Annotated in this window: 21 protein-coding genes; 5 read left to right on the forward strand and 16 right to left on the reverse strand. The window is 68.7% G+C overall.

Annotation, left to right across the window (positions count from 1 at the left end; translation table 11 throughout):
* Positions 1-9: 9 nt before the first annotated feature.
* The 8 genes from ABH925_RS05510 to ABH925_RS05545 all read right to left on the reverse strand — a co-directional run bounded on the left by ABH925_RS05510 (position 10) and on the right by ABH925_RS05545 (position 2107).
* Positions 10-195: a hypothetical protein gene (locus ABH925_RS05510; RefSeq protein WP_370145730.1), complete on the reverse strand. Its 186-nt coding sequence runs from the start codon at positions 193-195 to the stop codon at positions 10-12.
* Complete coding sequence (locus ABH925_RS05515) at positions 195-317, reverse strand: hypothetical protein (protein ID WP_370145731.1); 123 nt, start codon at positions 315-317, stop codon at positions 195-197. Before ABH925_RS05515 ends, ABH925_RS05510 begins: the two co-directional genes overlap by 1 nt.
* Positions 314-493, reverse strand: a complete 180-nt coding sequence (locus tag ABH925_RS05520; RefSeq protein ID WP_370145732.1) for a hypothetical protein — start codon at positions 491-493, stop codon at positions 314-316. Before ABH925_RS05520 ends, ABH925_RS05515 begins: the two co-directional genes overlap by 4 nt.
* 88 nt (positions 494-581) lie before the next feature.
* Positions 582-767, reverse strand: coding sequence for a hypothetical protein (locus ABH925_RS05525; RefSeq protein WP_370145734.1), 186 nt, complete (start codon positions 765-767; stop codon positions 582-584).
* Positions 768-865: 98 nt separating this feature from the next.
* Positions 866-1243 (reverse strand): hypothetical protein, encoded by a 378-nt coding sequence (locus ABH925_RS05530; RefSeq protein WP_370145735.1) that lies wholly within the window; start codon positions 1241-1243, stop codon positions 866-868.
* On the reverse strand, positions 1240-1524 hold the full coding sequence (locus ABH925_RS05535; RefSeq protein WP_370145736.1) for a hypothetical protein: 285 nt from the start codon (positions 1522-1524) through the stop codon (positions 1240-1242). Before ABH925_RS05535 ends, ABH925_RS05530 begins: the two co-directional genes overlap by 4 nt.
* A complete protein-coding gene (locus ABH925_RS05540) occupies positions 1521-1877 on the reverse strand; it encodes a hypothetical protein (protein ID WP_370145737.1) in 357 nt (118 codons plus the stop codon). Before ABH925_RS05540 ends, ABH925_RS05535 begins: the two co-directional genes overlap by 4 nt.
* Positions 1874-2107 (reverse strand): hypothetical protein, encoded by a 234-nt coding sequence (locus ABH925_RS05545; RefSeq protein ID WP_370145739.1) that lies wholly within the window; start codon positions 2105-2107, stop codon positions 1874-1876. Before ABH925_RS05545 ends, ABH925_RS05540 begins: the two co-directional genes overlap by 4 nt.
* Positions 2108-2257: 150 nt before the next feature.
* On the opposite strand from ABH925_RS05545, the gene ABH925_RS05550 reads away from it, so the two are divergent.
* Together ABH925_RS05550 and ABH925_RS05555 are read left to right on the forward strand one after the other, a co-directional pair.
* Entirely contained in the window at positions 2258-2548 is a 291-nt protein-coding gene (locus ABH925_RS05550; protein WP_370145740.1) for a hypothetical protein, read from the forward strand.
* 169 nt (positions 2549-2717) lie between these two features.
* Positions 2718-3380 (forward strand): hypothetical protein, encoded by a 663-nt coding sequence (locus ABH925_RS05555; RefSeq protein WP_370145741.1) that lies wholly within the window; start codon positions 2718-2720, stop codon positions 3378-3380.
* A gap of 55 nt (positions 3381-3435) precedes the next feature.
* Here the strand turns inward: ABH925_RS05555 and ABH925_RS05560 are convergent, their stop codons facing one another.
* Genes ABH925_RS05560 through ABH925_RS05585 form a run of 6 tightly spaced genes read right to left on the reverse strand, consistent with a single transcriptional unit; the run spans position 3436 to position 6966 of the window.
* Positions 3436-3588 (reverse strand): hypothetical protein, encoded by a 153-nt coding sequence (locus tag ABH925_RS05560; RefSeq protein WP_370145742.1) that lies wholly within the window; start codon positions 3586-3588, stop codon positions 3436-3438.
* 12 nt (positions 3589-3600) lie between these two features.
* Positions 3601-4035: an NUDIX domain-containing protein gene (locus ABH925_RS05565; RefSeq protein WP_370145743.1), complete on the reverse strand. Its 435-nt coding sequence runs from the start codon at positions 4033-4035 to the stop codon at positions 3601-3603.
* On the reverse strand, positions 4001-4846 hold the full coding sequence (locus ABH925_RS05570) for an STM4013/SEN3800 family hydrolase (protein WP_370145745.1): 846 nt from the start codon (positions 4844-4846) through the stop codon (positions 4001-4003). The genes ABH925_RS05565 and ABH925_RS05570 overlap by 35 nt, the downstream gene beginning before the upstream one ends.
* Positions 4843-5340, reverse strand: a complete 498-nt coding sequence (locus ABH925_RS05575) for a hypothetical protein (protein WP_370145746.1) — start codon at positions 5338-5340, stop codon at positions 4843-4845. The genes ABH925_RS05570 and ABH925_RS05575 overlap by 4 nt, the downstream gene beginning before the upstream one ends.
* Positions 5333-5956 carry a dTMP kinase gene (locus ABH925_RS05580; protein WP_370145747.1) on the reverse strand — a complete coding sequence of 208 codons (624 nt, stop codon included), beginning with the start codon at positions 5954-5956 and terminating at the stop codon, positions 5333-5335. Before ABH925_RS05580 ends, ABH925_RS05575 begins: the two co-directional genes overlap by 8 nt.
* Complete coding sequence (locus ABH925_RS05585; protein WP_370145749.1) at positions 5956-6966, reverse strand: radical SAM protein; 1011 nt, start codon at positions 6964-6966, stop codon at positions 5956-5958. Before ABH925_RS05585 ends, ABH925_RS05580 begins: the two co-directional genes overlap by 1 nt.
* Positions 6967-7096: 130 nt before the next feature.
* Between ABH925_RS05585 and ABH925_RS05590 the strand changes: the two genes are divergently transcribed.
* The 3 genes from ABH925_RS05590 to ABH925_RS05600 all read left to right on the forward strand — a co-directional run bounded on the left by ABH925_RS05590 (position 7097) and on the right by ABH925_RS05600 (position 8680).
* On the forward strand, positions 7097-7858 hold the full coding sequence (locus tag ABH925_RS05590) for a GntR family transcriptional regulator (protein WP_370145751.1): 762 nt from the start codon (positions 7097-7099) through the stop codon (positions 7856-7858).
* Positions 7859-7922: 64 nt separating this feature from the next.
* Positions 7923-8138: a type II toxin-antitoxin system HicA family toxin gene (locus ABH925_RS05595; RefSeq protein WP_370145752.1), complete on the forward strand. Its 216-nt coding sequence runs from the start codon at positions 7923-7925 to the stop codon at positions 8136-8138.
* Positions 8135-8680, forward strand: coding sequence for a type II toxin-antitoxin system HicB family antitoxin (locus tag ABH925_RS05600; RefSeq protein ID WP_370145753.1), 546 nt, complete (start codon positions 8135-8137; stop codon positions 8678-8680). The genes ABH925_RS05595 and ABH925_RS05600 overlap by 4 nt, the downstream gene beginning before the upstream one ends.
* Before the next feature lie 49 nt (positions 8681-8729).
* Here the strand turns inward: ABH925_RS05600 and ABH925_RS05605 are convergent, their stop codons facing one another.
* Entirely contained in the window at positions 8730-9155 is a 426-nt protein-coding gene (locus ABH925_RS05605) for a hypothetical protein (protein ID WP_370145754.1), read from the reverse strand.
* A gap of 22 nt (positions 9156-9177) precedes the next feature.
* Positions 9178-9564: a hypothetical protein gene (locus tag ABH925_RS05610; protein WP_370145756.1), complete on the reverse strand. Its 387-nt coding sequence runs from the start codon at positions 9562-9564 to the stop codon at positions 9178-9180.
* Between the last annotated feature and the right edge of the window lie 30 nt (positions 9565-9594).

A 9594-nucleotide genomic window follows, 5' to 3' on the forward strand; every position in this document is an offset into this window, starting at 1 on the left:
CTTTCGGTGTTAGCGGTCGGCGGGGTCGAGGTAGCGGCGGGGTAGGTCGGGGTTTTGCTCCGCCTTGGCGACGGCGCGGTTGGCGGCTGCCCAGGCGGGGTCGGTGTCGGTCGTGGCGGTCTTGTCGGCGGTGGTGAGGGTGCGGTCGGCGGCTTTGAGGTCGCGGATTGCGGTGATGGTGGCGCGGATGCGCATCAGGGGTTCTCCTTGGCGATCTGGTCGGCGATTTCGCCGTATCGGTCGGCGGTGTCTTCGTCGAGGTTGGCGTCGGCGGTCTTTTGGCGGATGTGGGCGTCGAGTTCGGCGTCGGAGATCACCGGCGCTCCAACTCTTCGGTGTAGAAGCCGAGGCTGCGGCCGTCGTTGGTGTGGATGACCACCGCTTCGCCGGGGCCGGCACCGGCGACGGTTCCGGTGGTGCCGTTGAGGGACTGGCCAGCCTCGTGGTGCCTGTCGTTGGCGACCTCGACTCGGTCGCCTCGCTTGAATCCCATGTGGTGCTCCTTCGGTGGGTGTCTGGTGGTTGCGTGCGCGTCTGCGCCGTGGGCGACTGCTGGGCAGTTCCTGGGGCGTGCGGCGGCTTCAGTCGTAGTCGTAGCCGAGCGCCTTCGCTGCGCGGGCCGCGCGCTCGGGGCTGAGCTGGCCGAGTTTCTTGGTGAGGCCGGCGGGGCCCCGGAACCGGTAGGCGTCTTGCAGGTGCCCGGCGTCGATCTCGGCGAGGGTGTCTTTGATCTTGGTGTCGAGCTCGTCGCGGTCGCGGGTGGCCATGGTCGTTCTCCGATCCTGTTGATGGCGGGTCCGGGTGGTGGCGCCCGGCCTGGCCGTGGGGGAACGGTGTTCAGGCCGGGCGCCGTCTGGGGGTGGGGTTACGGCTTCTTGGTGCCGGTGCCGTCACAGCTGACCCGGGAGCCCACGACCTTGCCGCCGGGCTCCTGAGCCAGCGCGGCCGCCTCGGCGGTGGCACGGATCTCCGAGGCGGGGATACCGGCGGGGCCTGTGGTGTCGTGGTAGATGGTGATCAGGTCGCCACCTGACGCGGGCCGCACGTTGACCTCGGCTCGGTATTGGACGGTGGTCATCGGGATGCTCCTTCTCTCGGGGCGGCCTTGGATCCGAATCCCATGGCGGTCAGTCCTTCTGGGTTCGGGCGGGTTGTCGTGCTCGTCGTCGCCGAGGGCGGCCTCGGCGCGGTGGATGTCGTCGGCGGTGAGCGGGTAGCCGGGCATGTCGCGTGGTGTGGTCACGGCTCGCTGCCGGTTTTGTAGGCGGGTCCGTCGTACTGGGTGACGACGAGCCGGGCGCCGGGGTGCTCCTGCTGCGTGCGTTCGAGGTCGGTGCGCAGTCCGTCGAGGACGTTGGTGGTGTTGAAGGAGAGGAGTTCGCCGGTGTGGGCGTCGTGGATGCGGTAGTTGATGTTGACGTTGATGGGTTGGCGGTCGGGGATGGGGCGGCCTTGCCAGGTGTCGGCGGTGGTGTGCTGGGTGCGGGCGGCGGTCTGGCTCCTCAGCCAGCTGGGGCGACTCATGCGGCACCGTCCGGGCGGGGGAGGGCGCGGCAGGTCTCGGCGTGGGTCTGGGCCCACTGGCGGGGGCCGCTGTAGGTGATGTCGTCGAGGAATCCGGGGCGGCTGAGGGCCCCGACTACCTCGTAGGTGTGCCGGGTCTTGTCGTTGCAGCCGCCGCAGCGGGAGGTGTAGGTGATGTCGATGACTTGGTAGGGCCGGTAGTAGGTGAGGTGGGCGGGGTTGTCGGGCGGAGTGCTGGGTCGCGGTTCGGTCGTCTCTTCGGTGATGTCGACGGTGGCACCGGCGACGGTGAGGTAGCGGGCTACGACTCCAGATGCCCAGGGTTCGGTGGTGTGGGGGTCCGCGCTGCTCATGCCTCATCACCGAAGGCCCGGTCGGCGTGGTGGCGGAACCGGTCGTAGGACTCGTCGATGGCGCCGCGGTTGGGCTGGTCGCTGTTGGCGACGACTGCGGCGAGCTTGCGCCAGCGGGCGGTCTGCTCGGGGTCCGGGGTGAACACGGACACCGGGGGCTTCGGGCGCGGCGCGAGGGTGGTGACGCGTGCGGCGTCTGTGCAGGTACGTGACTGCTCGGTACTCTCCACTTGGAGACCTTCCTCGGTGGCTTAGCGGCTTGAGGTGGGTCTGGCCCCGGCCAAGATGGCGTCTTCAGCGCCGGCCGGGGCCGTCTTGTTGCAAGTACGACGTTAGCCACTTCCTTGTCAGTTTACAAGGAAGTGCGGGAGGATGTAGCCATGCCCCGCTCCCCCCATGAGGAAGCGCGCGATCAGAGAGGGCCCGAGTTGGTGTCATTCGCCGACATGTCCAGGAAGCTTGCCGATGCCGGCGTGAAGCTCAGCCCTCAACGCATCCGCCAGCTCGCCGAGTCGGATCCGACCTGGCCGCTGCCCATGGATCAGGCGCCGAAGACGGGGCGCATCCGCCTGTTCGACTGGCGCGTCATGGAGCCGTACTTCGCCACCCGCGAGAAGCGCCAGGGCGAGCGGACCGACCTGCCCAAGAAGGCCGACCCGCCAGCCGAGTAGCCGGACATGCAGCAGCGCCCGCCACCAAGAGGTGGCGGGCGTTTTTTGCGAGTTGTCGCGCGCCCGCAGTAGGGGTGTGTATGCCCGTTTGATTGCCATATGAGCGTATTGACAGCATTTCAGATCTTGTGTCACCTTCGGCGACAGATCCCCGTCGAAGGAGTTGGCCATGGTCCGCGGACGTCTCACCGAATACCACCCCTGCCAGGCAGCGAAGCTGCTGCACGTCACCGACGCCCAGTTCGCGTGGGCCCGGCACGCGAAGCTGATCCCGCCACCCGACGCATCCGAGGAGACGTGGTTGCGGGCGACCGTTGAGGCCATGGATGCGGCGAAGATCGTCCGGGCGTTGCCGGAGCCCGTCACCGCAGGCAGGGCGGCCGACCTGATCGCCGCGTCACTCGGTATCCCGAACCCGCCACTGGGCAGGCCGAACGTGAAGACGTGGACGGTCGAACGGTTCGTCGCCCGCGGGCTGCTGCTGCGCCTGTCGTGGAGCCCGTGCGAGGTCAACCCGGCACAGGTCGCGAAGCTGTGCCTGCGGAAGAACATCTGGGATCTGATCGTCGCCGAGACGCCGCTCGGCCCGGACCAGTCCGCGGCTCGGCTCGGGATTCGCCGGTCGGACTGGGATCACATCGTGCGCCTGGGCTGGATCAGGCCGAAGGACTGGCAGAAGGTCCAGTTCGGCACCAGCAAGGCCGGGGCGGTGGACGTCCCGATCTACCGCGGCGGCGACGTGGACGCGATCCCGGGCAAGCGGCGGAAGGTCGACTGGGAGGAGCTGCGCTCGCTCGGGAAGGGACGGAGGTCGCCGCTGGCCAAGCTGTAGCCGGACGCACGAATGCGGCCGATCTCCGTGATGGAGGTCGGCCGCTTCGTCGTGCTCAGTCCTGCTCGGGCTCGACTGGCCGCGGGTCGAACGTGATGATCCGGTTCTTCGCGTCGGGTCGCTGCGGCCAGCAGGCGTCGTCGGTCGCGGCTTCGCGGCGCCGGTAGTCGGCGACGAGCTGGCGGTGCTTGGGGCTGACGTACTCCATGGCGGGTCTCCTCTACGGTCGGTCGGCGAGGAAGAGTGCCAGCGGGCCGGCCGGGAGAAGGAACCGGCCCTCGATGGCCGCGGTGATGGCGTCAGCCATGGGCCACCATGACAGCTTGAAGCCCTCCTCCGTCTCAGTGAGTTCCTGCGGGCCCAGTGTCAGCCCCCGCGCCTCGAACAAGTGCACGCGGGCCGTGGACTGGAGAGTGATGCCGTAGGACCCCAGAGGCCGCCACGACTCGGCGGTGACGCCCGATTCCTCTCGCAGCTCCCGCCGCGCGCACCCTTCCGGGCTCTCGCCGTCTTCCATGCGCCCACCGGGCAGGAATAGGAACTCGCCGCCGTGCCGCGGGAAGCGGGCGCTCAGCACGGCCACCAGGCCGTGCGCATCACGCGCCACCACCACGGACGCGTCACGGGACTGGCCACGATCCAAGAGGTCGCTCATGGCCAGCGAGCGTATCGGCAGCAGGCACCACCAGTGCCGCAAACGGCACGTTCATCACCACCGGATGAGCGATGCCCCGCCCGTGGAATCCACCCTCACCAAAAGCATCGCCATGATCGGCGCACATGATGACCAGCCAGCGCTTCGCCGAGGTCAGGCCATCGATCAGCCTGCCGAGATGCGCATCGGCATAGGCCAGCGCGGCCCGCTGCGACGCGGTGCTGTCGGTGCTGTCGCCCAGGTAGTGCCCGTGGGGGACATGCGTCGCCGAGATGTTGACGAACAGGAACAGCGGCCGGTCCGCACCCTCGGCGATCTCCAGGGCCTGGTCGACCTGATGGCGTGTCGAATCCGGCTCGGGTGAGCAGAACTCCGGCCGCCAGTGGTCCTCGTCGAACATGTCCGGGAGCACCGAGCCCAGGGGAGTCTCGCGGGAGAAGTAGGTGACCCCGCCCACGCATACGGTCCGGTACCCGTGCTGGCGCAGGCCTGCCAGCAGGCTGGGGGCCTCGAACACGAACGTGCCCCGGTCGGGCATCTTGAACGTCGGCGGGCGGCATTCCCACAGCCGCGGCGGCTGCACGGGCTTCGGGAGCTTCGGCAGGAACCCGGAGAAGAACGCCATGTGGGCGGGCAGCGTGAACGACCCCGGGGTCTGCCTGCGTTCCCAGCGGCCGTAGGGCAGCAGCCCGGCGAGTCGGGGTGTCTGGCCGCCGGTGCAGGCGTCGCGGGCGACGTCGTAGCGTAGCGAGTCCAGTGTGATGAACAGGATGTTGGTCCCGGACTTGACGATCTGGCGGGCGTCGATCACGACCGGGCCTCCTGGGTGAGAGCGTCCAGGGCGATCGGCATGACGGTGCCTTTGGCCTGTGTGTTCACGGGGATTGGCACACGGTCCTGGTCGATCATCTGCCGGATCTGCTCCCACGCCTTCGCGTCGAGGGGCGAACCGTCCGCCTGATACAGCGTGATCTGGACGGTCACGCCGTCCTCGGCGGTGGCCAGCCACGCCCCGGGCACACCGGTCTGCCGGATCGCGTCGACGAGCTGCGTCTCGCTCGTGTCGGCTACGGCGAGGACTTGGCAGGCGTAGTGGCGGGCGTTGATCGCGCCCTGCCCGAACCGCTGGCAGAAGTCCGCGGTGACAGGGTGGCCGTCGCTGGCGAGGAGCATCCGACGGCTGCCAGTGGCGACGACAAAGCACGCGGCCACCCACCACGCCACCCCGGGGTGGATCTCTTCGCCGGTGCGGCCGGCCACTCGGCCGGGCTGGAAGACCTTGGTGGTATCGACGGGGCTAAGCATGGGCTGCTCCGATCTGGTGCAGGATGTGGTCGGCGAGCAGGTCCGGTGAGAGCCCGTCAGTGGCGAGGACCGTGGCGCTGGGGTCGGCGGCGGCGACCGTCTCAAAGTTCTCCAGCAGTCGGGCCAGGCGCCCCGGCACCTGCAGCAGTTCCAGGTCGTCCTGCTTGAAGTCGGCTTTGCCCGCGATGCGCTCGTGCAGGACCGGATCGGAGCACCGCAGGTAGAACGTGTGATCCGGTCGGATGAGGTACGGCTGAAACGGCTCCAGCAACTGGGAGACGTCCTTGACGTCCACTCCGTGCACGGCGGCGTGGCAGGCCGTCATCGATGACACGTAACGGTCGGCTACGACGGGGCCGTGCGGCAGGAACTCACGCACCAGGTCGGAGGCGTGGAGGACGCCGGCGAGGTAGAACCCGAACTGCGGCAGTGGGCGCAGCGTGGCGTTGACGAGTGGCGCCATCGGGTTCAGCGGTTCGGGCAGGGTATGCAGCATGTGGCCGCCCAGGCGCTCGGTGAGGATGCGGGCCAGGGTCGACTTGCCGATCCCGGACGCGCCTTCCAGGACGATGAACGGACCGGCGGGCGGCGCGGGGAGCGGCGTGTACGGGTGCATCACAGGGTTCCTTCCGTGAACGCGGCCACGTGCTGGCCGACTGCGGCGGCGAGGGCCTGCGGGTTGTCTAGCAGCGGGATGAGATGCAGGCGCAGGTCATCGCGCAGCAGGCACGGCTGCAGTCCGCCGGAGTGGTCGGTGCGCAGCGCCCAGAAGCCCTCGACGCATTTGGCGCGCACGGGGCAGGTGCCGCACTGGCCGACGTGGTGCCGCCCGAGGCCGCGCTGCAGCACGTCGACTTCGATGCCGTCGATGCGGAACACGCGGCGGCCCTGCCCGACGCCGGCGACCTCGATGCGTTCGTCGCGGGTGAGGGTTCGCAGGTGCGTGATGATGTCGGTGGCGGGCAGCGCCGAGGATGCCTTGCTGTCGTTGAAGTCTGTGCCGACGAGTTCGATGAACTGGACTGGCAGGCGGCGTTCCAGCGCGTAGTCGAGGATGGCGCGTACCTCGTGGGCGTTCTCTTGCTGCAGGAGGCAGTTCAGTTCGACTTGTCCGAAGATCTCCCGGGCGACGTCGATGCCACCGAGGACGGTGGCGATGCCGATGCTTGTTCCGGCGATCGTGTGCAGGGTCTCGTCGGAGAGGTAGTGCAGCGACACCTTGACCTTGTCCAGTGGCGACCGGGCGAGCCATGCGCGGTGTGTGCGGATGCGGGTGCCGTTGGTGATCAGGGTGTAGGACTCGTCCGCTGCGGGCGCTGGCAGGTTCTCCAGGATCGGACGGGCCAGCGGTGACGTGAGTGGTTCTCCGCCGGTGAAGTACACGCGCTTGAGGCCAGCGGTCATGAGTGCGGCGATGAGTGTGAGGTAGTCGCCGGCGTCGAGGGCCCGTTCACGGGGGCGGATGGTGCTGCTGCCTCGGGTTGCGGGTGGCGGGACGTCGCCTTCGTTGTGGCAGAACCAGCAGTTGATGTTGCAGCGTGGGGTGAGGGAGACGCGGAGCTGGCCGCGGAGTTGGGCGAAGTTGTGTAAGGCGGTTGAGGGGGCGTCGAGGTCGACGTCGGGCATGAACCCTCCTGGAGTGCTCGCGGGATGGCACTCTGACAGTGCGTTAGTCCCGGGACTAAGTGAATGCTCCTGCGGGGATCTTCCTCCGTCAATAGTCCTGGGACTATGGTTGGAGTGAAAAGGAGGCACAGTGACCACCCCCGCCTACCAGCGCCTCGCCGACGCCCTGCGCACCGCGATCCTCAACGGCACCTACCAGCCCGGCGACACACTCCCCAAGCTCACCGACCTCATGGCCCAGCACGGCGTGTCCAAGACCACCGCCTCGGAAGCGTTCCGCACCCTGGAGCGCGAGGGCCTGGTCGAGGTCGTGCGCCGACGCGGGACCGTTGTCCTCGACCCGGCGGTCCCGCGCCCGCTGCTGCGGACCCGCGAGGTGCTGCGGGACGAGATCGGCTACTACTTCGACCCACAGGCCCAGCCATGGCGCGCCCTGCAACCACCGACGCGCGCCTGGGCTGTGCCGCCGCGCGACATCGCCGTCCTCCTCGGCGTACCGGCGGGCGAGGAGGTGCTGTGGCGCGACCGCGTGATGGGCGACCCGGACACCGGCACCGCGATGCAGTTGGCGACGAGCTTCCTGCCGGCCGCCGTCGCCCGCAGCACCGTCTTGGAGGAGGCGGACACCGGGCCGGGTGGGATCTATGACCGGCTGGAGGAGATGGGCCACGGGCCTTTGGAGTGGTCGGAGACGATCACGGCGCGCATGCCCACTCCGGGCGAGGCTGAGGTACTGGGCGTGCCGCGGGGGATTCCGTTGCTGCGGGTGCTGCGGACGGCGGTGAGTCCGGCCGGGCTGGTGGTGGAGATCAACGACACCAGGATGAGCGCGGCCCGGTTCGCCATCGGCTACCCGCTGACACGCCACGAGAGCGCCCGGTCGCGGCAGTGATGGATGATTCCATGGTGTCTAGTCCGGCTTGACTTGACAAGTCTAGCTATCCTAGACTTAGGCCATGAAGTACAAGGACTTGATCCGCAAGATCCGCGAGGCGTGCGCCGCCGTTGAGATCGACTTCGAACTGAAGCGACAGCGCGGCAGCCACACCATGTGGACCTGCGGCACCAAGCCCGTGACGATTCCTGGCGCCGGTGGTGAGGTCAACGAACTGACTGCGCTCGGCATCTGCAAGGACCTGGAAAGCGAACTCGGAGAGAAGTGGTGGCGGTGACCAAGTACCGCGTGACAGCCCAGCGAAGCGGCGACTGGTGGGCCCTCAGCGTTCCCGACCTGCCCGGCGTCCACTCGCAGACCAAGCGCCTCGACCAAGCCGAAGGTGAGATCCGCGAGGCCATCGCCCTCATGCTCGACTGCGAGCCCGAAGACTTCGAGGTAGCAGTTGAGCCCGAGCTGCAGGGCCTGGCAAAGGCAGTCCTCGCGCAGCTCGCCGCCGCCCGCGATGCAGCCGAGCAGGTGACGGAAGCCTTGCGCCTGGCAACGGCGCGCGCCGTCTTGGTCCTCACTGAAGACCTCAGTCAGCGCGACGTCGGGAGTCTCCTCGGCGTATCGTTCCAGCGAGTGCACCAGATCAAGGACGCTGCGCCGCCCCTCCCGGAGGTGGAGCTGCAGTTCGAGCAGGCGTCCCACGGCTTGCAGGTCATCGGATTCTTCTCAAGCGATGAAACGCCCCGCTGGGTGGCGGGCGGTCTGCCCGTGCACACGCACCGCAGCGCTCCGGCCGGACCATCGCGCAAGGCCAAGACGTCCGCCTGACGCTCGCGCATAGAGGCCCCGACCGGGATGGTCGGGGCCTTCGTCGCGCCTACCGGACGTGGTTGAGGAAGATCTTCGATCCGTCGTGGAAGACCAGCGTGGCCCCGTGCGCGATGGCACCGGGCGGTGTCCGCAGCGAGTACGGGTCGACGCTGGCGATCTCCCCGCCATCGGCGGTGAGGAGTCCGGCGATGAGCGCGGCTTCCAACTGCTCGGGACCGCCGACGGCTGCGGGGCCTGCCTCGGACGCGTCCGGCTTGGGTCCGAGGACGGGTTCCCGCTCGGGCTCGCTGTACTTGTCCCCGGGTGCGCTGACGGCCACGACCTGCCAGCGGCTTGTCTTTCCGCCGGCTTCGATGCCGAGCAGGTACGGCCGCAGCATCTTGCCGTCCTCGGTGATCGGTTCGGCGCGGGTCACGCCCGGGATCTGCTGGGCGGTGGCGGTGAGGAGGGTGAGGAACCGGTCGGGGCGCATCCCGGGAGCGTACCGGCCGCGTTCAGCCGTCGCTGCTCGCGCGCTTCCGTGCCCGCTCGGCGTGTTCGTCGATGAGCGCGGAGGCCGTCTCGATGAGCGCCTCCGGATCGTCGCCTTGGTCGCGGGTGAGTGCGGCGTAGAGCTCCGGATCGGAGTAGACCAGCGCAGTGCTGCGCCATGCGGCGGTGATCACGATCCGCTGTTCGGTGGGCGCGCTGGCGAGCTCGAACGCTGCCTCGGCGAGGGCTGTGGGCGGGAGGTGCTGTTCGAGGCCGTCGAGGTTGATTGGGATCAGTGTGGTGCCGTCCTGCCAGCCGAGTTGGACGAGGACTTCGCGGGCTTCGGGGTCGCCGAGTGCGCGGGCGAGAGTGAAGGCGGCGTTGATGCGCTGCTGCCGGTCGTCGGTCATGCCGCAAGTGTGGCGCGCACCGGTCTCTTC

The sequence above is a fragment of the Streptacidiphilus sp. EB129 genome, from assembly GCF_041262645.1.
In the GTDB taxonomy this organism is placed as follows: Bacteria; Actinomycetota; Actinomycetes; order Streptomycetales; family Streptomycetaceae; genus Streptacidiphilus.